Origin of the sequence: Sediminicola luteus, from assembly GCF_002514735.1 — a bacterium.
In the GTDB taxonomy this organism is placed as follows: Bacteria; Bacteroidota; Bacteroidia; order Flavobacteriales; family Flavobacteriaceae; genus HQA918.
In genome coordinates this window covers 90,171-113,913 of sequence record NZ_NBWU01000001.1, presented here as the reverse complement: position 1 = coordinate 113,913, position 23,743 = coordinate 90,171, and the positions used below count along the sequence as shown (strand labels likewise).

The window sequence follows — 23,743 nt, the reverse complement described above, 5'->3', positions numbered from 1 at the left end:
TCCCTTGATTTTTAACAAAAAATTGGCGCAGGCCCACAACTGCTTTTTCCCTATTTTAGGGGTGTACAAAGCATGTTGCACGAACTTAAAAATATAGTGGAGGCGGCCCTAGAGGCCGAAACTTTGGGTTTGCCTACCGTTTTCGTTTCGGTGGTGGCCTTGGAGGGTAGTTCGTATCGTCGTCCGGGGGTTCGTATGCTCATGCGTTCCGATGGGGCCATGGCAGGGGCTGTAAGTGGGGGTTGTGTCGAAAAAGAGATTTGGGTGCAGGCCCAATCGGTTTTTACAGAGGGGAAACCCAAACTCATTACTTACGATGGTCGTTTTCGATTGGGATGCGAGGGTTTACTCTATATTTTGATCGAACCCTTGAAGCTCCAAACTGACTTTGTTACGCACTTTCGAAAGGGCATGTCAAAACGGGAACCCTTGGAGTTAAAGTCCATCTTTTCGAGGGAAGAGTCCCATCGTTATGTCGGTGGTACTTTCTTTAAGTCTACGGGCGGCTGGCTTCGATTATCGGCCCAAGCTGATATAGGGTTGTTACAGGTTGAGGGTATGGAAACATATCATCAACAACTGGCGCCTCGCTTTAAACTTGTTATTGTTGGTGCCGAACACGATGCCGTGGAACTCTGTAAATATGCCGCCCTTACCGGATGGGAAGTAGCCATTATTGCAGCTCCCGACGAAGCTAAGACCCAATCAGATTTCCCAGGCTCTGATAGTTTTTTATATCTCGATGAAACCGGTTTGGCCGATTACGCACTTGATTCCCAAACGGCCGTAGTACTCATGACCCATAGTTTTACCAAAGACCTAAAATATTTGATGGCCATAAGCTATAAAGAAATGGCTTATTTGGGTGTTTTAGGCCCGGCTAAACGACGTGAGAAATTGCTCAACCAACTTTTGGAGTTTCAAGAAGATGTGCCTGATATATTTTTCGATACGATCCATGGCCCAAGCGGACTCAATATTGGGGCCGAGACCCCTCAGGAAATAGCTATTTCGGTAATGGCCGAGATATTGGCGGTCATACGCCACCAACAGCCCCAATCGTTACGTGAGAAAAAAGAAGGGATTCATGACTGATGCCGAAACCTCAAAAAACATTGGGATAATTGTATTGGCGGCAGGGGCTTCCCGAAGAATGGGGCAACCCAAACAATTACTGCCTTGGGGTACAAAGACCGTTTTAGCACATGCTATAACCCAAGTACAGGGGGCTGGCGCTAACACGAGCTGTGTGGTTTTGGGGAGTGACCATCAACAAATAGCGAAAAGTATAGCTCCAACGGGTGTTCCTGCGGTATTCAATCCCAATTGGGAACAGGGTATGGGTACCTCTATTGCCGCTGGTCTGCAATGGATATTAGATCAGCAACCGGAATTAGATGGGCTATTGGTGCAGTTGTGCGATCTACCTTTAATAGGTACGTCTCACCTAAAAAGTTTAATGCAATTCCTAAACAATCCTACAGACATACGGATTACTGCCTATACCGACACCCAAGGTGTACCGGCTATATTTGGGAAGGCCCATTTCAACAGTTTATTGGGACTTCGAGATGAGACCGGGGCAAAATCCATTATTCAAACGAATAAAGAACAGGTGGGGAAAGTGACATTTCCCGGGCCATATCGAGATATAGATACGATAGAAGCCTATGAAAGCTTAAAAAAGGAAGTATGGTCTTAAGTATGGATATAGGACCATTACTAGGGTTGGCCGTACTCTTTTTGGTGGTAGCCCTTTTTTATTCTGCAGTGGGTTTTGGTGGCGGCTCTAGTTATTTGGCCATTTTAGCCCTGTTTATTACCAGTTTTTTTACCATTAGATCATTGGCCTTGCTCTGCAATATCATTGTGGTAGGGGGTAGCACCTATTGGTTTGTCAAACAAGGCTATTTTAGGTTCAAGGCCTTTATGCCCTTTATTGTATCGAGTATTCCCATGGCGTACTTGGGTGCCCGTTTTCGATTGAGTGAAGAACTGTTTTTTGTTTTGTTGGGTACTTCCTTGATTTTGGCAGCGATTTTTCTTTTTTGGCAACCCAAACGAAGTCCCGGTGAAGCAAAAAACTATCCCTTATTTTTTAATGTGTTGGTAGGTGGATGCATAGGTATGCTATCGGGTTTGGTTGGTATTGGGGGCGGTATTTTTTTGGCGCCTTTGTTACATTATATCAAATGGAAAGAGGCTTTGGTAGTGGCTGCCTTGTCAAGCTTTTTTATTTTGGTCAACTCGGTGTCTGGCCTAGTAGGATTGTTTCATGCCGACACCCTATCGCTGCCCTGGCCCGAGGCCTTCGTTTTAGGTGGGGCCGTACTACTGGGCGGGCAAATCGGGATCCGGATCAGTCTAAACAAACTCTCGCCCCAGGCCATTCGAAGGGTTACGGCGGCCTTGGTTTTTGTTGTAGGAGTTCGGGTGTTGCTGGTAAATGGATTGCAGTTGTTATAGTTTTGGCCATGAGGCCGTAGGGATTCTTACCTATGCATTTTGCGGTACATTAAAAACTTGACTTTGGGGCAGTGTTATCAAACCATTAAATATACTTGGGATTGCAGATAGTTCGTTGATAATGTGTACATTGGATTGTCAATCAAAAAATATGATGAAGGTCCATCATCTAAACTGTGTACAGATAGAATCGCCCATGGGCTCGGCCATTGGGCATTGCTTACTTATTGAACATAACCAAGGTTTGATCCTTATTGATGCCGGAATAGGATTAAATGAAACTAGGGCACCCTTTCAAACTTTGGGGAAGGAGTTGATAGATCTCACCGGCTTTCAATTCGATGAAGAACGTACCGCTTACAGGCAAATAGAACGGCTGGGCTTAGACCCGGCCCAGGTATCCGATATTGTTATCTCCCATTTAGATCCCGATCATATTGGGGGCTTGGCCGATTTTCCTCAGGCCCGCATACATCTTTCACAGGAAGAGTACCAAGCTTTCGTTCAAGGTAACGACAGGTATTTACCCTATCAAATGGCCCATAAGCCCGATCTTGCATTATACCCTACAAACGATAGTACTTGGCTGGGGTTATCGGCGCGCAAAATTGATTTGCCTTTTGAAATATACCTTATTCCACTTTTCGGGCACACCCTAGGCCATTGCGGCGTATCTGTGAAACAATCGGAAAAATGGTTGTTTTATGCGGGTGATGCCTATTATCTAAGGGCCGAGCTGGAAAATGAAAACCATCCGGTAGATCAATTGGCCACAATTAGGGCCGTAGATAATAAACAAAGGCTTGATGCTTTAGAAAAGGTAAGGAGTTTAATCAAAAATCACGGGAATCAATTGTTTTACTTTGGTTATCACGACCCTTCCGAGTTTTAGGTTTTAGGGTCTTGCCGATCTTTGGGCCAAGAAAAGAGCTTAAAAGGTATTTATATTACTATTCCGGAAAGAAAACCAAGGTTTCAACATCAATATTGTTACCCGGTTCGCTATCCCCTCCCGATCCTGGGCTTATGGAAGCCGTAAAATTGACCTTTCCTTTAGTGTTGTTGGCATTATAAGATGCCCTAAAGCCAAAAGCAGTGAGTCCATTGGCAGCTAAGGTTCCGTTAAACCGGAATATATGATAGGTAGGGTCACTGGAATTGTAAGTCCAATCACTATTTTGCAGGGTTTCAGAACTGCCGTTAACGGTTAGGCTTTGTAAGTTACGATCGAAAGTGAAGTTGACGTCGTTTGAGCGATTGATACGCACCACCAAAGGAATGTTCGGGTCGGAATCGCCCCCATTGATTTCTTTGATTTTCACGATGAAAATTTGGTCTTCGATACCATTTACAATACCATCGGATAGGCTAAAAAGAGGCACCATATCAGGTAAAGGGGCGCAGACAGAGTTTCTGAAATCGTCTGTACGCCAGTTATTGTTAACCGGATTGGGGTAGTTGGTCAAGCTTACCCTACCATTCGCATCGATGATACCGGAACCATCGTTATAAATCGCTGTATCGGCATTGGCATATTCCGGGCCATCGCCGCCGTCGGCTGTAACTAGGTTGTAGGCCTCATTGGCATCGGAACAGCCGTCGCCATCGCTATCGGTGTCTCTGGAATTCGGAAGGCCATCCCCGTCCATATCCGTGTTTCCTTCTATGGCGTCAAGTATACCATCATTGTCGTCATCCAAATCACAAATGTCACTGATTCCATCCCCGTCGGTGTCGGTGTTTCCAGAGGCTTGCGCATCACAAGGGTCTACTTCTACGACATCGGTAATGGTAATTCGTGTTCTTTGCGTACTGCAATTTCCGTATGCATTACAGGCTTCTATTTCAAGTTCATAGACATTATCAGTATTGGAGTCTATAGGGTTTTCAAAATCTTTTGGAGCGTTAAGTGATAGCTCCCTTGTATTCCCATTAAAACTAAAATGGTTAGAGTCTAACCCGGATTGTAGGGTATAGGTCATCCCCGAACTTGGGTTGGCGGCAGGTATTGTGGTAACGACTCCAGCTTGATTTTCTGGATGGTTGGCACTATGGTCGTTAAAGGTTGGGGGACCACAAGAATTTTGTGAGCCACTAATAGCGTCATATATGGTGCCTGAAGAGGTGCGGTCGCCAATGTTAATTCGGTTTCGGGCTAAACTATAAGAGGGCGAGGTAATAATATAATCATCTCTATAGGTTAAATTGGATCCCCGCAATACCTGCACCCTAAAGCTGGCTCTACCTCCGGTTGCCCCAAAGGTTAAATCGCGCCCCCGTATTCTTGCGGTTCTATCGTTATTGGAAAAACTGACAATAGTTGGACGTTGATTTCCGGCAAAATTAGTGGTTGAATTGTTAGTTACATTACTGCCACTTCGGGCAAAACGATACCCACGCGGCAAGGTTACATCGTGATAAAAGTATCTGCTAGTACCTCCATTATAGTTTAGGTTCCCGGCACAACCACTACCGGTACAATCATCATTGTCATAAAATATCGAAATAAATACCTCACCGGCAACCTCAGGTGTAGCAGGGCCGCCAACAACACAAATCGTTCCTGGGTCAAAAGTATAAAATCGGGCGCCTTGAACAAATAACATGTCTTGGGAGAGCCCAGTCATATGAAATGCTATGGTTAGGCCAAGGGCCATCCATAGGTGAAGTTTAGATATGTTCAAATTGTGATTCATTTTTTTCAGTCTCGGCATAGCTTGCTTTAATAGGGCCATGTTTCCAATTTTGCTTAGGGGTTGTATGCCTACAACATATTGGAATACACTTTAAAAGATTAGGCCTAAGTAGGGTAAAACTAGGGTATTCATTAATATGTAGGTTTAATATGTTGTGTAATACAAGAAAATGTATGTGTTTATCGGAGGTTAGTCTTACTTGTCGTAAGTTTTATGCTGTTCATCGATAAGGGGGTTTAGTGTATTTGGGTTAGGACAACCGGCTTGTTTGTTATTGGTAATGGGAAAAAAATGATGGAAATCGCGAAGTATGTTTGAATTCTATAAGCCCTTAATTTTGCCAGTCTAAAAGTAAAAACGACCCCGAATTCGGGGCCGTTTTACATTTGTATAAAAGAAAGGGTTATCCTATGAGCTCTTGGGTTACCCCTTTGATCTGGGGCCCAAAAGGCTGTTTAAAGAGACGTTGGCCCGTGGCCGCCATAATGGCATTGGCCACGGCTCCACCTGCAGGTGGTAACGCCGGTTCGCCCAGTCCGGTCGGTGAGAGGGTGTTCTCAACGAAATGGGTCTCAACGATCGGCGTTTCCTTCATACGGATCAAGCGATAGGTGTCAAAGTTCATTTGGTTGGGCCTACCGGCATCAAAGCTAAAATCGCCATACATGGCATGGCCAATACCGTCGATAACCCCACCTTCTATTTGGTTTTTGGCGCCCGAAGGATTGATTACGATGCCGCAATCTACCGCAACGATTACCTTTTTAACCACGGGTAGTCCTTTTTCCAGTTCAATTTCCGCTACTTCGGCCACATGGGTGTTGTGGCTGTAATAGGCAGCAAAGCCCTGGTAAACCCCCTCTTTTGGGTTCCCCCAATTGGCTTTTTCGGCCGCCAGTTTAATAACTCCTTCCATGCGTTCGCCCGAATATTGGATGTTCTCGTCTTCGGTACCTTTTACGTTTTGCAACAGGTCTATACGCAATTGTACGGGGTCTTGCCCAAGTTTGGCCGCCAATTCATCGAAGAAGCTTTGTTCGGCATAGGCCAAAAAGTTGGTATAGGGTGCCCGCCAGGCCCCGGTAGTAATGGGGCTTTTATGGCTTTGGGTACTTACCTTATAATTGGGGATGCATCCGGCCGGGAAAAAGTGGGGTATAAGTCCGTACATATTGCTGTTTACGGCGGCTTCCTTTAAATGGTAGCCGGTAATTTTGCCATCTTTCAACGAAGCCGCTATACGGTATTTGATGGCCATACGGAAAATACCCATTTCCATATCGTCTTCCCTTGAACAGACCATTTTTACGGGTTTGCCCACTTTACCCGAAATGGCAGCGGCCTCCATCACGAAGTTACCGTACAACCGGCGTCCAAAGCCCCCGCCCATACGGGTCATTTCAAGTTCTATCTCTTCTTCTTTACGACCTAACATTTCTGCAACCCTGCCAGCAGTACCTGCCGGGGTCTGGATGGGCCCGACCAAATGGACCTTATCCGAACGTACATCGGCATAAAAATTCATGGGTTCCATACAGGCATGTGGTAAAAAGGGCGATTCATACGTTCGCTCTACTACCTCGTCGGCTTCGGCAAAGGCTTTTTTTACATCGCCGTCTTCGCGTCTTACCTCAAAGTCGTCACCATCGAGAATGTCGGATAGTATACGGTCGTGGTCTGTCGTACTTTCCAAGTTTTTCGGGGTGGTCCATTGGGCGACAACTGCTCTTTTACCCTTCATGGCGGCCCAGGTCGATTTGGCCAAAACAGCGATTTTATCCTCGATCTGCACTACGTCTACCACTCCGGTTATGGCCCGGGCAGCGGTGTCGTCGAAACTGTCCAGGGTCTTGCCAAAGGCCGGTGGGCGTACCACACAGGCATGTAACATACCCTCGGTTTTATAATCTAGACCATACAAAGGTTTCCCGGTTACGATTTCTTTCAGGTCCACGTTTCGTTTGCCTTGCCCAATAATCTTATAGTCTTTGGGGTCTTTTAAGCTAACGTCTTCGGGTACCTCCAATTGGGCCGCCTCTTTTACGACATCACCATAACCCAATACATCGCCATTGGCATTGGTTATTTTACCTTCCGAGGCCGTGCAGCTACTTGGGTCTACGCCCCATTTGGCCGCGGCCGCTTGTATAAGCATCTGTTTGGTGGTAGCACCGGTCTGGCGTAGGGCATCCCAGCCAAAACGGATACTTTGGCTTCCGCCCGCCACCTGACGCTGGTAATTTTGGGTGTCCAGTTTTCCTTGGGCCACATGCACGTCTTCCCAAGGCACATCGAGTTCCTCGGCAATGATCATGGGCATAGCCGTCTTAACCCCTTGTCCGATTTCCGGGTTGGGCGAAAAGATCGTTACCTTTCCGTTATCGGCTATCTTGATAAAGGCATTGAAATCGTTATAATCGAGCTGGGCCAAATCTACGGGGGGCTTGGCATTGTCTTTACAAGCGGTAAAGAAATTAAAGCCAACGAGCATACCCCCACTGGCCAAGGATGAGGTACGTATAAAGTTCCTTCTGTTAAAGGTGATTTTCGTAGTCATGATGGGTTCCGTTAGGGGTTAGGCATTTTTGGTAGCGGCCAGGGCGACGGCTTTTTCAATTCGGTTATAGGAGGCACAACGGCATATATTACCGTGCATGGCTTCGCGGATCTCTTCCCCACTGGGGTTCGGGTTCTCTTTTAAAAATGCCGAAGCGGTCATAATCTGTCCGGCCTGGCAATAGCCGCATTGGGGTACATCGAGTTCGGCCCAGGCTTCCTGTACGGGGTGGGTACCGTCTTCCGAAAGCCCTTCAATGGTGGTTATCTCCATGCCATCTATGGCAGAAAGCGGAGTTAAGCAGCTTCGTGTGGCCGTACCGTTTATATGTACGGTACAGGCGCCACATTGACCGACGCCACAACCGAACTTGGTTCCTACCAAATCCAGTTCGTCTCTTAGGGCCCAGAGCAGGGGAGTGTCCCCTTCGGCCTCCAAACTTGTTTTTTTCTTGTTGAGGGTAAAGTTGAATACAGGCATTGTGGTGTTAAGTTGCGTTCGTTGTGCCCTTAAGGTACGTAAAAATGCAAGGATCCTTATTTTTTTAACAAATACCGGTATTTATTTAAGAAGGAGTTAAGAAAGCACTCCTAGATCCAATCTTTCACTTATTTTTTTCGAATGAGGGATAGATAGGTGACCAGTTCTTGTCGCACCCGGGGGAATAACAATAATAACCCGATCATATTCGGAAATACCAGGGCGAGTATCATGGCATCGGAGAATTTGATAACGGCATCGAGGGTTATGGCCGCCCCAAGTACGGTGAAGCAGAGGAAAATGAACTTATAGATCAGATCGCTCCACTTACTTCTACCAAACAGATACTTCCAGGCCTGGAGGCCGTAGTAAGACCAAGAAAGAATAGTGGAAAAGGCGAACAACACCACGGCAACGACCAAGGCGTAAGATGCCCCGGGAATGGCACTTTCAAAGGCCATGGAAGTAAGGTTGATACCACCGAGTCGACTACCGTCGGCCATAAGGGCCTGACCGTTTATAACATCACCATAGGTAAAGGCCCCCTCTATATTAAAGATAACCAAGACCAAGGCGGTCATGGTACAGATTAGCACCGTGTCAATAAAGGGTTCCAAAAGACCGACCAAACCTTCGGAGGCGGCATAGCGTGTCTTTACGGCCGAATGGGCGATGGCGGCCGAGCCTGCCCCGGCCTCATTGGAGAAGGCCGCACGCCGGAAGCCTTGGATAATAACCCCGGCGGCACCCCCAGTTATGGTGGCCCTTGGACTAAAGGCCTCGCTAAAGATCAGGGCGAAAGCATCGTCGATAAGGGCGGCATTGGAGAACAATATAAATAAGGCCGCGGCAACATATAATACGGCCATAAAGGGCACCACTTTTTCGGTGACCTTGGCAATGCGTCGAATGCCACCGATGATAACAATACCTACCAATAGGGCGAACACCAAGCCGATCAAACTACCCGAGGCGTGGTGTTCAAAACCCAATTGCTGCATTAATTGGGCCGCGGCCTGATTGGTTTGAAAGGCATTACCGCCCCCAAAGGAAGCACCCACGCAAAGCATGGCAAAAATACCCGCCAGTAATTTGCCCAATTTGGGTAGTCCTCTTTCTTGTAAGCCTCGGCTGAGGTAATACATAGGCCCTCCGAAAACCTTTCCTTCTGCGTCTACATCACGGTAGGCGACCCCCAAGGTACATTCAACGAATTTGGTAGACATGCCCAATAGCCCGGCCAAGATCATCCAAAAGGTAGCCCCGGGCCCCCCAATAGAAATGGCTACGGCCACCATGGAGATATTACCAAGCCCCACAGTACCCGATACGGCCGTGGCCAAAGCCTGAAAATGGTTTACCTCTCCGTCGTCGGTATCATCTTCCGATTTTTCCAAGGCATCATATTTGCCACGGACCACTTTAAGGGCCGTACCGAAATGCCTGAAATTAATGCCTTTAAAGTATAGGGTAAAGAAAAGGGCTCCGCCCAAAAGCAGAATCAATACGATAGGAATTTGGGCCCCAAAAAGGGTGATGGTGCCTAAAATGAAATTTTCCCACCAAACCGCAAAGGGCATAAAGGCATCATTGATTTTTTCGTCGAGACCTTTTGAGAAAGTGAGTTGGGGTAGTAAGACAAGTGCTAAGGTTTTTATGGATTTCATATCCCAAGTTTTGGTTTGGGCCGAATTTGGGTAAACCGGTTTGGAATGCGATAAAATGTCTGAAAGAATTACAAGATGTCGGTAGCTGTTTTACCGACGTGGCACGGGTTAAGTTGTTGTTTTATAGGAAGATGTTTTGTTTTGGGATGGCTAGTCGGATTTTCCTGTCCCGGCTTTCCGACATTTCGAACAATACGTTTTTCAGGGGTACTAAATGCTGTTCTTTGCTCCAATTGCCTTTCCCATAAAGCCCATCGAGCAGGGAAACGATCAAACGTTTTACCTGATTATGATCATTGATATCATATTCCCGCCCGTTGCTATCGAAGTTTTTCGGACGTATCTCTAACCAGTTTTCGACGTCTGATTTTTTGCGTTTGGCAAAAAGCAACAGCAACTGGTATAGCGAAGGGGTTAACAGTATCTTCCGTGAAGCCGTTCCCGGAAATCCGCCCAAACTGATCCAAGCTAGGTTTTTACCACTATCGTTTTTTTCTTGGAAAAAGGTCAGGCTCAGATTTTCGGATTTGGGAATCAAGTTTTCGGCCAATTCCTTTACCCAGCTAAGGGCCAAGGCAAAAAAGAGCATGATCAGGCTGGTCTTGAATATGGCTGAGAATAAAAGCAAGTTGGTTGCAGAGCTGCCCAATTTTAGCAATTGGGCCACCAAAATGATCAAGATACAGACCAACGACAGGTACGATAGCATTTTAAGCCTACGTCGGGCGAAAGACTCCCAAAGCACCCCGGCCAAAAATATCAAGGTAAAAAAGGCATAGTAGACATCGGGTTCGTGTATGGGGCCATAGGCTCGTCCGGCTATAAGTTTATGTAAGGTGGGGCCTAGGCAAAATAAAAAGGGAATACCAATGATATAGCCCCAATGTCCGCCTTTAATTAATGGTAACAAGGGCTTGGGTAAATATCGGAACCAAGGTAGGGCCAGTAAAATGAACAGGCTGTTAAACAGCGAGAAGATACTGCGCCATCCGTCAAGGTATAGGTCTCCTTTAAAAATTCCGTAGGCAAAAAAAACTTCGATCAAACCGGAAAAACCCCAGGCCAATAACGATAGGGCCAACCATACCTGTCCCAAATCTTGTTGCTTTTTACCGATATGCCACCAAATGGCCATTAAAGAGACGAAGGCAAAGGTACAAACGGCAAATTGCCACCATCCGTAAAAGGCGAGTAAGTCGGTTTCCACAGTTTAGGAGAAAAGTTCTATCAAATATAGCAATTCCCCGCTTCCTTCGGTTTTATTCCATAGTAACCAATACCGTACCACCTAATTCACTTTCCTCGGCATCGAAGTTGTAGTACCAAGCCCCGTCAAGCTCTGCCATATTGGTGGTTTGGTTTAGATCTAGTTTTAGGGAGTATTCACTACCGCCTACATCGTAGGTATAGTTGGCCAAAATGGTATTTTGGCTAAGGGTATAGGTGCCCGTGCCCAAAGTAGGGTCGTTTTCATCGTCTTCGCGGGTAAGCATACCTCCATTAGCATCGAATTCGAGTTCATAAAACCAAGTATTGCCCGAACTACCTACATAGCTTCCGGTGAAAATACCATGGAATGGATTCTCTAGGCTAATTTGTTGGTCTTGGCTTCCGGCCTGGTTGGTGGCTGTAACTACGATTTGGTGGGTTCCCGGAGGTAGGCTTCTATCCCAACTCAGGGTGCCGGTTTGGGCATTAATGCTAAGTCCGATTATTGAAGGACTAATGCTAAAGGCACCGGGGGCATTGTTCCAATTAACGTTCGGGGCACTTAAGCTTCCGGAAGTAGAAAATAGAATAGGGACCGTGGTTTCGCTATAGCTGAACTCCGGTGCTTCGAATTTGGGGCCATCATCATCTTTAGAGCAAGAAGTTAAAAGTAAAATGACCGTGCCAATCAACAAAAGGTTCTGAACTGTTTTCATGATATATTTTTTGCCTTAATGCCATTTCAACAAAAAGGTTAACACCTGAGGTTTGGAAAATGTAGGATACATAGGAACCCTATTTTTAAAAGCGCGAAAAAATAATAGCCAATCTTGTTGGGACTTTTTAGGGAGTGTGAAGTATATAAGTTGAAGGGAGTTCGATATGGGGTGCCCATCGGATTCTTTAAAAAGTATAAACCTATAAAAACCTTGTGAAATGAAAGGAAAATGGCTGCCATCCCTTTTGGTAATAGTAATCTTTAGTGCGTGTAAAACGTATCATGTACCTATGGCGGTACCGGGGGTAAATAACCTTTACCTATTGTCAGACGGTGAATCGCGTTCCATAAGTCCGGAGAATTTAAGTGGGGAAAAAGGAAAAGGGGGCATGTTGAGTCCCGAGGAAGGGAATGCAACAAGGGCCTCCAAAAAATACGGATGGAAAACGAATCCATATCTGTTTATCCAACCTGGGGAAACTCGGGTGTTGGCTGAAGCAGAGGGACCAGGGATCATTAATCATATCTGGCTTACCCCGGCCCGGGATGGGAACGACCGACTACGGATACTTCGATTTTATTGGGACGATGAGACCGAACCTTCGGTAGAGGTACCTTTGGGCGATTTTTTCTGTAATGCCTGGGATCATAAAAATCAAGTGGCCATAAACTCTTTGCCGGTCAGTGTTAATCCTTTAAACGGTTTTAATAGCTTTTGGCAAATGCCCTTTCGAAAAAAATTTAAGATAACCCTTGAGAACAAAGCCGATACACGTACCCGATTGTTCTATCAGGTAAATTATACCCTGACCGAAGTACCCAAAGAGGCGGCTTATTTCCATGCCCAATTTAGAAGGTTGAAAAAAGTACCCTTTCAAAAAGAATATATCATTTTGGATGGTGTAAAGGGCAAGGGCCAATATGTTGGCACATTTCTATCTCGGGGTACCTATAGCGACCGGTGGTGGGGCGAAGGCGAGGTAAAATTCTTTATCGATGGCGACGAAAAATACCCCACCATAAATACGACGGGGGAAGAAGATTACTTTTTGGGGTCTTGGGGTTATGCGTCCTTTGATAAAGAAGGAAATAAACAGGAATATACAGATTACAGTACCCCGTATGCCGGATTCTACAAAACCATGCACAATGGCGATGCCCATGGGCGATTCGGACAATATAGATGGCATATTTATGACCCGGTCCGTTTTCAGTCCGATCTAAGGGTTACCGTACAAGTGTTGGGCTGGGACGATGATGGCAATTATTTTCCGTTGGAAGACGATGTATCTTCGGTGGCCTTTTGGTACCAGCAAGAACCACATCAAAAATATCCTAACCTGCCGGCAAAAGAAGTCCTACGGGTGGAAGAGTAGTTCGTTTCGATTTAATACATATTGCTATTCCCACCCGTAACGAAAGGGGGCATCGGGGTCGAGATATTTAAGATTTCCGACCCAGCGGCTTAGCGAATCGGTTAGATGGGGGTGTTCCAAAGCGATATTGTTATTCTCATTCGGGTCTAACTTATGGTCATATAGCTCCAATGCCAAGGTGCTATCTTGATCGTTGGCCCAACGTACAAAACGGTGTCTTGGGGTACGCAGACTTTTACCCAAGGCGCCCTTGCGATAATAAAAACTTCGGGCATACCCTTTACCGGGGGCGTTGTTGTGTATGATCGGGGTTAAACTCTGGCCATCTAAATCGGTGTTGAGGGGTAGTTCGCAAATGTTGGCGAGGGTGGGGTAGACATCCACGGACTCTACGAACTGGGTGTGTGTTTTACCTCCTTTTTTGTCTTGGGGTAATCGAATGATCAATGGGCTTGCCGTGGCCACTTCGAAATTGGACATTTTTCCGAACATGGTATGCTCCCCCAGTTGCCACCCATGATCGGACCAAAGTACCACGACCGTATTTTCGTCTAGTTCAAGTCGTTCTAAGGTGGCTGTCAGTTGGCCTACTAGGGCATCGATATAACTGATACAGGCGTAGTAACCATGGGTTAGTTTTCTGGCACTGGCTTCGCCCACTTTACCGGGGCCTTCGGGCCATGGGTAATGGGTAGTTAGTTCAGGACTTTGGTTAATACTGTAAGGGTTGTTTAGGTTTTTTGGTACGAAATTGTTCGAGGCTAAGGGTATTTCCTCAGCATTGTATAGGTCCCAATACTTTTTAGGGGCATTAAAGGGTAAGTGGGGTTTGTTGAAACCTAGGGCCAAGAAAAAAGGTTCCCCGGTTTTTTTAAACCTTTCCAAATGTTTAATGGCTTCTTGGGTATTTAGTCCATCGGGATAGCCCATTTCGTTTACATCGCCAGCTTCATAGGGCAGGTGGGGGGTATTTAGGCCAACACCCATAACCTTATTGTGTGCGTCGCCATTGGCATAAGCGAAAAATGATCGCCAAGGGGTTTTCCAACGACCAACCGAGGTGTAGGTGCTGTCCCAACTAAAAGGTATTTGGGCTTTAGTCTGTAATGAATCGAGTACACCACCCGGCTCATGGCTTATTTTACCGATACCCACGGTTCGATACCCATTTTTTTTGAACAAATGGGGCAATGAAATGGGGGTTTCAGGTTCCAGGTTGGTTGCTCTATAATCGGTCCAAGGATCCCATTGCTGACTGATTCGCCCCGTAAGAAAAGAAGAGCGAGACGGACCACAAATGGCCGATTGCACATAATGGTGTAAGAACACATGCCCAGAAGCGGCCAGTGCATCTATATTTGGGCTTTTTACCACGGTATTTCCATAGATACCTAGGTCATTACGAAGGTCGTCAATACAGATGAGTAGTACATTTGGAGGTGATTCGAGAGGAGTGTTTTGTTTCTTTTTACAGGAAAAGCAGCCCAATAAAAGAAGCATTAGTAATAAAGGAGACCTCCGAATACTAAGGTTCGAAATTAGAGAAATTACCCATACGCGAATCATGGCTTGTTGGTTTGTAGGGATAAAGGTTGTTAATTTAGGTTAAGGCCAATAGTTCTTAATGTAAGTAAAACTCCCTTGGATTTGAGGTTTTTTCCTTGAACAACCTGTTTGGGGCTACAAACGGTTTATTGCATACAACGGGCGTTGTTTTTATGGGGTACGATATTTATAAAACCTAAAGTCGGCAGGTGTATCCATGCTAAACTGAATCCAACCGTTCGTATCTACCTGCTTAGTAACTGTTTCTTGGGTCATCAGGTCGGTCAGTATAATTTGTTTGCCCTTTAGTAAATGGAGTTGTACGGCATGTTCATTATCCCGATTGTTCAACTCCCTAAAAAGGGTAAGATAGCCATCGTTGGAGTTGAAATTATGGTTCTGGAAACCCGTCCAAGAGGCATTATCAGGGGTGTCACCGATAGGAAAAACATAGCCTTGGTACATGGCATGGCGATGTTTTCGGTAGGCTGTAATCAAGGGCCGGATTTGATCTCGGGCCTCTTGTGAATAGTATTGGGTTTCCTGAAAAAAGATAGGGGAGCCCATTAAGGCAATGGCGACACTGTACGGATGGTTGTGCAAGTAGGCATCACTTCCGTTACGGTCTACCATTTCAATGTTTTGGATAGATACTTGAAACTTGTTCAAATTGGTATATCGGGCAACTTGCCATGCATCTCGCAATACCAAATAGGGTTTGTAGATGACGTTTTCGGGCGTTTTAGGCTTTCGGTTTTCTAGGTAAATATTACCATATTCCCGCCCGAAGAAGTATCCGATCCGGGCCGGGTTCTCGGTAACGTCCCAATTCACCCTTACTTTATGGTCTGTGGCCAAAATAAATGTTCTGACCTTATTGACGAAATCGTGGAACTTGTCGTAGGTGTTGAGATTGGCAAAATCTAATTTGTATGAGGTAAAGCCCCCAGATTTAAAATGTTTCAATAGATCCTCGCCTGGTATGTGTGAAGCGGCCCAGAGCCCCAATCGAAGTCCGGAGGTGGCTGCCGCTTTTTTGATGTTTTTCCACCCTTCCGGATAAACATCATAAGTACCGTAAGTAGCATTAGAGGCCGATGCCACATAATCCCAATTATTATAGTCTAGACCCTGCCATCCGTCATCTACCTGTTGTAGATCGATACCTAGGTCTTTTTGGCTTTCGATTTCCTTTAGGATGTTTTCTTCCCTAGAAGCGAATTTACTCTGTTCCCCGGAGCTGCCAGTGCCCCAGTTGTTGGCCATAATGTAAATATCCCGCTTTGGATCTATGGGATAGCGCATCCGGTCAAAACGTTTAAGTGCGGTTTGAAGCTCGGTGGTATCACCTTGAAAACCAATGGTCCAATAGGCCCATAATGGGCGGTAGTTTTCGGTGATATGTTCATGGTCAATGCCCAATCCGGTAGCGGAAAGCCCTAGGGAATCCAAAAGGTATCCTCCGGTAAAAATCCCAGCTTGGTTAACACATTTATGGGACTCCTGTACCAGCATTACCCCTTTGTTTTCTTGACGCAGCACCACTATATTGGCCCAATCTTGATAAAATTGCCCATTAAGCAAACTATCCTTTAAAATCTCATTGGCGTGGGTGTTTCTGTGTTGGGTGTCGTTGTAATACCCGATCAATTGGTGCGTTTGGTCGGTATGGGCCAAGGGGAGGTATTCGGCCCTACCTTTTTCTTCTTGGTCGGTAAAGGGAAGATCATCACTGTTTTTCTTCAGAAAGAGTTGTGTTCGCAGACCCGGGGCATCCGGATAGGCCCAAATAACATATTTAAGTCGTATGCCTTGTTCAGGGTAATCGAACTCGGCCGAGATTTCTAGATGTTCGTTGGTAAAATCTTGATCGTTCGCTGCATTTGCCGAGAGCGAGATCAATTGGCCGGGAGCGTTAGGGTTCAAGATACCCGGTAATTTCCAATCGACCATTTCTGGGATATCCCCCAAAATTTCAAAAGCTCCATCCGAGGCTAAGGTGCGTGTTACCAAACCATTCTCGGTCAATTCCCATGTTCTTTCGAAGGTCCCGGTCGTAACGGTCAAAACATTCCCCTGGGTATAGGCTTCCGCCGACTTAAATTTGGCCTGTAGTGGTACCTTAAAACGGGTAGCATCCGAACAAGAGCCTAGGGTTAGGCCCACAACCATGCCCAGAAAATACAAAGTTCTAAACATAGGATTATTCACTTTGAAGAAGATTGAAGTTCCACATAGGTTCCTTTGAATCTTCATGGGCCTCCTCAATAAGGTCCAAGGCCTTGGATACCAATTCGGGTTGCGATTCGGCCAAATCGATGTTCTCTCCAATATCGGTACTGATATCATAAATCTCCAAGGGGGTAAAGGCGCCATTTTTGAATTTTCGTATGGCCTTCCATTTTCCGTCGATCAAAACGGCTTGGGCGGCTTTGGCATTTTTGACGGGAAACTCCCAATACAGATAATCGTGTTGGGATTGCTCTCGACCGATAAGCGTAGGTAAAAAGGAGATACCATCGACGGTATCCGTAACCGTGGCACCACTAAGTTCGGCCAAGGTGGGGAGTACGTCCCAAAAAGCCGAGACATGGTCTGTCGTCTGAGCTGGGGTTATGGTACCGGGCCAACTGGCGATCATGGGTACCCGTATTCCGCCTTCGTATAGGTCACGTTTATAGCCTTTTAAAGGGCCATTGCTGTCAAAATAATCGGGGTCGGCACCCCCTTCTAAATGAGGGCCGTTGTCCGAGGTGAAAATAATCAAGGTGTTCTTTTCAAGCCCCAGTTCTTTTACTTTGGCCACGATTTCACCCACTTGTTCATCCAACAAATGGATCATGGCGGCAAAGGTCGCATGCGATTCGGGTTGGGAGCCATAGCCTCCTGTTTTATAGTGTTTGCAGCCCGCATCACAGCCTTTATAGTGCTTTTCGGGCTCCAATTTGCCCCGATATTTGGCCAAATAGGCTTCAGGTACTTTTAATTCCGCATGTGGAATGATTGAGGGAACATAAGCAAAAAAGGGTCGGTCTTTGTTGTCTTCAATAAATTTTAAGGTCTGTTCATGGATTAGGTTTGGTCCATAACTACCTTCTTTGTCCCCTTCGTTTTTCGGTAACATGACCTTGGTGTCATTGTCCCACATATGGTACGGGTAATAGTTATGCCCTATACGCTGACAATTATAGCCGTAAAACCTATCGAAACCTTGATTCATGGGGTCGCCTTCCGAACCCGGATAGCCCAGTCCCCATTTTCCAAAAGCCCCAGTGGCATAGCCTTTGGTCTTAAGTATTTCGGCCAGGGTGGTGACTTCGTCCCCGATTGGATGTTGCCCTTCCGGCCGTACCTCTTTATTACCGCGAATGGGGGTGTGTCCGGTATGTAGTCCGGTCATCAAGGCGCTTCGGGAAGGGGCACAGACCGTTGAGCCCGAATAGTGTTGGGTAAACCGGATCCCGTTGGAGGCCAAGGCATCGATATGTGGTGTTTTGAACTTGGTTTGCCCATAACAGCTTAAGTCCGCATATCCCAAATCGTCTGCCAAGATATATATGATGTTGGTATATACCGTGGTTTCCGTTTTCGTAAGGGTTGTCTTCTTGGTCTCTCCTTTACAGGCTATAAAAAGCCCTGTTGCAACAATTCCGGCCATGAGGGACCGTAAAATGGAGAGTTTGTTTTTGGTGGTTTTCATGTTCGGTGGCTATTTTGGCGAATCTAAAGATAAAATGAAGTGAATATAAAAATGACCCGACCAGTCGTAAAAATCCGCAAAACCAAGAATGAACATCAATTTCTAGGGGTAGTTGAGTATTCAAACGTTTTCGGGATAGTAGGGCAAAGTTTTTGTTTATCCCGAGTAGTGGGTACTGGTAGGGTTGTGTAAGTGGCCCAAGTAGTTGATGCCGGGTACGAAACTTACGAAAGCGTTATAGTTTGGGTTTCGAAAATCACTAAACGTCTTGTTTTTTAAGGGGATACGCTTGCTTATTCCCGCTATGGTATATGTGTGTGCTACAAAATACCCCTAAGGGCATTCCCCCTTTTTTTAGTGTATAGATGTTATATTTGGGAGAAGGGCCAACTAAAACCATGGCCTTTCAACAAGCATGTATTATTTAGGACTCGATATCGGAAGCTCTTCCATAAAAGTGGCCTTGGTCGACGAAAAGACTGGGAAAGCCTTAGGGGTGGTCAGTGAACCCAGCCAAGAAATGGCTATGTCGGTACCCCAGACCGGGTGGGCCGAGCAAGACCCTGATCTTTGGTGGCAGTATGTTTGCCAAGGGATACAAAAACTAATGGGGCAACTTCAAATAGAAGGTGGGCAGATCAACGGAATCGGAATTGCCTATCAAATGCATGGTTTGGTGTTGGTAGATGCCCAAGGAAAAGTGCTTCGCGATGCCATTATCTGGTGCGATAGTAGGGCCGTTGAACTGGGAGACCGGGCCTATCACGATATAGGATCCGAAGTTTGTGATCGCCACTTATTGAATTCCCCAGGCAACTTTACGGCCTCTAAACTGAAATGGGTAAAGGAGAACGAGCCTGAAATATTTGCTCAAATAGCTAAATGTATGCTTCCGGGCGACTATATCGCCTACCGTTTAAGTGGTAAGATTCAAACCAGTGCATCCGGACTCTCCGAAGGGACCTTATGGGATTTTAAACAAGATGCCCCGGCCCAAATACTCTTGGACCACTATAAAATATCTAAAGAACTACTTCCCGAATTGGTTCCCGGCTATGGGGTACAATCCGATGTCAGTGAAACGGGTGGCGCCGAAAGCGGTTTAGCTGCGGGTACGCCCATACTATACCGGGCGGGCGATCAGCCGAACAATGCCTTGAGCTTAAATGTATTTCAACCTGGGGAAGTAGCCTTAACTGCTGGTACATCGGGCGTAGTCTATGCCGTAACCGACAATACCCAGATCCAAGAGACCCAGCGGGTAAACAATTTTGCCCATATCAACCATGGTTTGGAAGGTCCTCGAATCGGACGATTATTATGTATAAACGGTACCGGCATACAATACCGTTGGTTAAAAGATAATTTGGCCGTGGGTTCGTATACCGAGATGAACCAGTTGGCCGAATCTGTGCCCGTGGGTTCCGAAGGTGTGGTGATATTGCCCTTTGGTAACGGGGCCGAACGTATGTTGTACAATTCCGAAATAGGCCAACGCTTGTTGCATGTAAACTTTAATGTACATAACAAGGCCCATTTGTGTAGGGCGGCCTTGGAAGGTATTGCCTTTTCCTTTGTCTATGGTATGGAGATCATGCAACAAGAAGGTATGCCCATTACCCTTATGCGGGCCGGTAACGACAATCTTTTTCAGGCCAAGGTTTTTGCCCAAACCTTGTGCAACCTTATTGGGCATTCGATAGAAATTCACGATACCACTGGGGCCATAGGGGCCGCGCAGGCCTGTGTACTCCATGCCGGGGGCTACAGGGCCTTTGAATCATATACAAGTAAAAACAACCATATAGCAACCATAACCCCTTCTAAGGATGTGGCCGATTATCAAAAGGCCTATGCCGCTTGGAAAAGGGAATTGGAGCTAGTATTAAACCAAACGATATGACAGTTTTAGGGGATACCGAGTATTTTAAGGGAATAGGCGAAATTAAATTTGAAGGTCGCGATTCCGACAATCCCATGGCCTATAAGTTCTACGATGCCAACCGAGTAGTGGCAGGCAAGACCATGGCCGAACATTTTAAATTCGCCATGGCCTATTGGCACACCCTCTGTGGAACAGGTGGTGATCCGTTTGGGCCGGGTACCAAGCAGTTTCCTTGGGCGACGGCTAGTGATCCCATAACCGCGGCCAAGCAAAAAGCCGATGCCGCCTTTGAGTTTTTGACCAAAATGGGCTTTGGGTATTATTGTTTCCACGATTATGACCTAGTAGATGAGGCAGCTACCTTGGCCGGGTCGGAACAGCGTATACAGACCATAGTCGAGTACCTAAAGCAAAAACAATCCGAAAGCGGGGTAAAACTGCTATGGGGAACGGCCAACTGTTTCTCACATCCGCGCTATATGAACGGAGCGGCCACCAATCCCGATTTCGACGTCGTGGCACGTGCTGGGGCGCAGATTAAGATCGCACTCGATGCCACCATAGCCCTGAATGGGGAGAATTATGTGTTCTGGGGAGGTCGTGAAGGCTATATGTCGCTCTTGAATACCGATATGAAACAGGAGCTCGATAATATGGGCCGCTTTTTGGGGATGGCCCGCGATTATGCCCGTGGCCAAGGCTTTGATGGTACATTTTTCATAGAACCCAAGCCTATGGAGCCTTCAAAACATCAGTACGATTTTGATGCGGCAACCTCTATAGGTTTCTTAAGGGAGTATGGGCTGCAAGACGATTTTAAACTGAATATAGAAGTAAACCATGCCACCTTGGCCCAGCACACCTTTCAGCACGAATTACAGGTGGCGGCCAATGCGGGTATGTTGGGTAGTGTAGACGCCAACCGTGGCGATTACCAAAACGGATGGGATACCGATCAGTTCCCGAACAACATCTTAGAGGTTACCGAAGCCATGTTGGTATTCTTAAAAGCCGGTGGTTTGCAAGGAGGCGGAATCAATTTCGATGCCAAGACCCGTAGGAACTCTACCGATCTCGAGGATATTTTCTTGGCCCATATCGGAGGTGCCGATGTCTTTGCCCGTTCGTTACTCATCGCCGATAAAATTTTGAACGAGTCACAGTATAACAGCTTGTTAAATCAGCGCTATGCCTCCTTTGGTAGTGGTAAAGGACAGGAGTTTACCCAAGGCAAACTGGGGTTGGCCGATTTGTTCGACTATGCCAAGGCCCAGGGAGAGCCAAAGCAAATTAGCGGAAAGCAGGAGTTGTTCGAGAATCTATTGAACCAGTACCTATAAAACAAAAGGAAGGTATATGCCAAAAATGACGCAAAAAGATATTGCCGCCCATTTTGGGGTGTCGGTCTCTACGGTCTCCAAAGCGTTGAAAGACAGCTACGAGATCGGGGCCGAAATGCGTCATGCAATACAGGCATACGCCCGAGAACATCATTACCAGCCCAATATTTTGGCAAAAAACCTGAGGAACAAACAAACGGGTACCATCGGGGTGGTGGTACCCAATATCCTCAATTACTTTTTTACCCAGGTTTTTGCCGGAATCGAAAAAGTGGCCGATGCCCGTGGCTTTAGCATCGTTAGCTGTATCAGCGACGAATCTTATGATAAGGAGGTAAAAACCATGGGGGTACTTAACTCCGGTATGGTAGATGGGGTAATCATATCCTTGGCCAAAGAAACCCAACAAAAGGGAGCCTTCACCCATATACAAGAAGTCTTGGAAGGGGGTACCCCCCTCACCATGATCGATAGGGTTGAGAACAGTATCGTTTGCGACAAGGTAATCGTAGACGACTTTAGGGCCGGGTATACCGCTACCAAACATTTTTTGGATAAGGCCAAAAAACCTGTGGCATTGGTCAGTACCATACAAGGTTCAAGTGTCGGCAATTTAAGGTTGCAAGGCTACAAAAGGGCACTAAAGGAAGTAGGCATGCCCTTTGAGGCGAAATGGGTGGTACCGGTGGGCAAGGACGATGATTTGGAAATACTGTTGAATTTGCTGTTGGCCAATCAAGATCTACAGGGTATAATCTGTTTAGATGAGATTTCAGCCATAGAGACCCTACATATCTTAAAACGTAAAAAACGCAATATACCCGAAGAGATCGGGGTCATCGGATTTACCGATGGTCGCCTGTCCAAATATGTAAGTCCGGCCCTGACCACGGTCAGTCAGCACGGAAAGTACATCGGGGAGACCGCAGCCCATATGCTCATCGATCGCATACAGGGCAAGGCTCGTGAAACATATGAAACTAGAATGGTCGAAACTCATTTGGTGGTACGGGAGTCGACGCTTTAAAACCATAAAAATGAAGAAAAACACGATTATTTTCGCGCTTCTTTTGGCGTGCATGACTAGTTATGCCCAAGAATGGATCCGTTTTGAGGGTAAAAAAGGCCCGGGTAAAGGCAAGCATATCGTACTGATATCGGGCGATGAGGAGTATCGCTCAGAGGAGTCGATGCCCATGTTGGCCAAGATTTTGGCCGAGCACCATGGCTTTGATTGTACCGTACTTTTTGCCATTGACCCGGAAACGGGTAACGTAAACCCAGAGGTGAACGACAATATTCCGGGATTGGAGTTATTGGCTACGGCCGACTTAATGTTGATCAACACCCGTTGGCGTAAATTGCCCGACGATCAAATGAAACATATAGACGATTATCTTATGAGCGGGAGGCCCGTGGTGGGGCTGCGTACCTCTAACCATGGCTTCCGAAATGAGACCGGTAACTATGTGCATTATAGCTCTACCTACAAAAAGGAAGATCCATCGCATCCGTGGTACCGCGGATTCGGCGGGTTGTTGTTCGGTGACCATTACGTAAAGCACCATGGCAAACACAAGCATGAATCCACACGGGGAATCATTGCCGAAGGTGCGGAAAAACACAAAATAATGCGGGGTATCGAAGATGGCGAGATTTGGGGCCCCACCGATGTATATGGTTGTCGCGTGGCCCATTTACCCATAACCCCATTGGTCATGGGCCAGGTTTTGGAGCGTGCCGGGGAATTTGACAAAAACGATCGTTTTTTTGGTATGCGACCTAGCGACAAACCCTTGGCAGGCCCCAAAAACAATCCAATGATCCCGGTGGCTTGGTTAAAAGATTACCAACATCCGAACGGTGGGAAAAAAGGTTTGGCCTTTCATACCTCTATGGGTTCATCCACCGATTTGGAAAATGGCGGATTGCGTCGCTTGGTTGTGAATGCGACCTATTATGTGTTGGATATGAAAGTACCCAAAAAAGGGACCAAGGTTGACTATGTTGGGACCTATACTACTACCGCCTATGGCTTTATGGGCAAGGAGTTTTGGGATAAAAAGGGATTGAAGCCTTCAGATTTAAAATAAGGGTTACTAAG

The 23,743-nt window shown here is 46.4% G+C and carries 18 protein-coding genes; 9 read left to right on the top strand and 9 right to left on the bottom strand.

What is annotated here, in order from left to right:
• Window positions 1-72: 72 nt before the first annotated feature.
• The 4 genes from B7P33_RS07325 to B7P33_RS07310 all read left to right on the top strand — a co-directional run bounded on the left by B7P33_RS07325 (window position 73) and on the right by B7P33_RS07310 (window position 3,358).
• The gene (locus B7P33_RS07325; protein ID WP_097441339.1) at window positions 73-1,095 is read left to right on the top strand and encodes an XdhC family protein; all 1,023 of its coding nucleotides are present in this window, start codon (window positions 73-75) and stop codon (window positions 1,093-1,095) included.
• Window positions 1,088-1,702 carry a nucleotidyltransferase family protein gene (locus B7P33_RS07320; RefSeq protein ID WP_172435888.1) on the top strand — a complete coding sequence of 205 codons (615 nt, stop codon included), beginning with the start codon at window positions 1,088-1,090 and terminating at the stop codon, window positions 1,700-1,702. The genes B7P33_RS07325 and B7P33_RS07320 overlap by 8 nt, the downstream gene beginning before the upstream one ends.
• A complete protein-coding gene (locus B7P33_RS07315; RefSeq protein WP_245871700.1) occupies window positions 1,693-2,466 on the top strand; it encodes a sulfite exporter TauE/SafE family protein in 774 nt (257 codons plus the stop codon). Before B7P33_RS07320 ends, B7P33_RS07315 begins: the two co-directional genes overlap by 10 nt.
• A 151-nt stretch (window positions 2,467-2,617) precedes the next feature.
• Window positions 2,618-3,358 (top strand): MBL fold metallo-hydrolase, encoded by a 741-nt coding sequence (locus tag B7P33_RS07310; RefSeq protein WP_172435887.1) that lies wholly within the window; start codon window positions 2,618-2,620, stop codon window positions 3,356-3,358.
• Window positions 3,359-3,416: 58 nt separating this feature from the next.
• Here B7P33_RS07310 and B7P33_RS19580 read toward each other — a convergent pair whose 3' ends face one another.
• From B7P33_RS19580 to B7P33_RS07280, 6 genes are all read right to left on the bottom strand, one after another.
• Entirely contained in the window at window positions 3,417-5,093 is a 1,677-nt protein-coding gene (locus B7P33_RS19580; protein WP_141402414.1) for a cadherin repeat domain-containing protein, read from the bottom strand.
• 472 nt (window positions 5,094-5,565) lie between these two features.
• On the bottom strand, window positions 5,566-7,719 hold the full coding sequence (locus tag B7P33_RS07300) for a xanthine dehydrogenase family protein molybdopterin-binding subunit (RefSeq protein WP_097441335.1): 2,154 nt from the start codon (window positions 7,717-7,719) through the stop codon (window positions 5,566-5,568).
• An 18-nt stretch (window positions 7,720-7,737) separates the two neighbouring features.
• Window positions 7,738-8,199 (bottom strand): (2Fe-2S)-binding protein, encoded by a 462-nt coding sequence (locus tag B7P33_RS07295; RefSeq protein ID WP_097441334.1) that lies wholly within the window; start codon window positions 8,197-8,199, stop codon window positions 7,738-7,740.
• A gap of 128 nt (window positions 8,200-8,327) precedes the next feature.
• Window positions 8,328-9,866 carry an alanine/glycine:cation symporter family protein gene (locus tag B7P33_RS07290; protein WP_097441333.1) on the bottom strand — a complete coding sequence of 513 codons (1,539 nt, stop codon included), beginning with the start codon at window positions 9,864-9,866 and terminating at the stop codon, window positions 8,328-8,330.
• A 121-nt stretch (window positions 9,867-9,987) separates the two neighbouring features.
• Complete coding sequence (locus B7P33_RS07285) at window positions 9,988-11,073, bottom strand: hypothetical protein (RefSeq protein ID WP_097441332.1); 1,086 nt, start codon at window positions 11,071-11,073, stop codon at window positions 9,988-9,990.
• Window positions 11,074-11,125: 52 nt separating this feature from the next.
• Window positions 11,126-11,791, bottom strand: a complete 666-nt coding sequence (locus B7P33_RS07280) for a putative Ig domain-containing protein (protein ID WP_097441331.1) — start codon at window positions 11,789-11,791, stop codon at window positions 11,126-11,128.
• Window positions 11,792-12,011: 220 nt separating this feature from the next.
• Between B7P33_RS07280 and B7P33_RS07275 the strand changes: the two genes are divergently transcribed.
• On the top strand, window positions 12,012-13,169 hold the full coding sequence (locus tag B7P33_RS07275; RefSeq protein ID WP_097441330.1) for a glycoside hydrolase family 172 protein: 1,158 nt from the start codon (window positions 12,012-12,014) through the stop codon (window positions 13,167-13,169).
• Between the two features lie 24 nt (window positions 13,170-13,193).
• Here B7P33_RS07275 and B7P33_RS07270 read toward each other — a convergent pair whose 3' ends face one another.
• From B7P33_RS07270 to B7P33_RS07260, 3 genes are all read right to left on the bottom strand, one after another.
• The gene (locus tag B7P33_RS07270) at window positions 13,194-14,735 is read right to left on the bottom strand and encodes a sulfatase (RefSeq protein WP_097441329.1); all 1,542 of its coding nucleotides are present in this window, start codon (window positions 14,733-14,735) and stop codon (window positions 13,194-13,196) included.
• A gap of 150 nt (window positions 14,736-14,885) precedes the next feature.
• Window positions 14,886-16,913, bottom strand: coding sequence for an alpha-amylase family protein (locus tag B7P33_RS07265; protein WP_172435886.1), 2,028 nt, complete (start codon window positions 16,911-16,913; stop codon window positions 14,886-14,888).
• 4 nt (window positions 16,914-16,917) lie between these two features.
• Entirely contained in the window at window positions 16,918-18,414 is a 1,497-nt protein-coding gene (locus tag B7P33_RS07260) for an arylsulfatase (protein ID WP_216359365.1), read from the bottom strand.
• 415 nt (window positions 18,415-18,829) lie between these two features.
• Here B7P33_RS07260 and B7P33_RS07255 point away from each other — a divergent pair, with 415 nt between their 5' ends.
• The 4 genes from B7P33_RS07255 to B7P33_RS07240 are packed head-to-tail and all read left to right on the top strand — an operon-like array spanning window position 18,830 to window position 23,732.
• Entirely contained in the window at window positions 18,830-20,317 is a 1,488-nt protein-coding gene (locus B7P33_RS07255) for a xylulokinase (protein WP_097441327.1), read from the top strand.
• Window positions 20,314-21,639, top strand: a complete 1,326-nt coding sequence (gene xylA, locus B7P33_RS07250) for a xylose isomerase (RefSeq protein WP_097441326.1) — start codon at window positions 20,314-20,316, stop codon at window positions 21,637-21,639. The genes B7P33_RS07255 and xylA overlap by 4 nt, the downstream gene beginning before the upstream one ends.
• A gap of 16 nt (window positions 21,640-21,655) precedes the next feature.
• On the top strand, window positions 21,656-22,666 hold the full coding sequence (locus B7P33_RS07245; protein ID WP_097441325.1) for a LacI family DNA-binding transcriptional regulator: 1,011 nt from the start codon (window positions 21,656-21,658) through the stop codon (window positions 22,664-22,666).
• Between the two features lie 10 nt (window positions 22,667-22,676).
• Complete coding sequence (locus B7P33_RS07240; protein ID WP_097441324.1) at window positions 22,677-23,732, top strand: type 1 glutamine amidotransferase family protein; 1,056 nt, start codon at window positions 22,677-22,679, stop codon at window positions 23,730-23,732.
• Window positions 23,733-23,743: the final 11 nt, after the last annotated feature.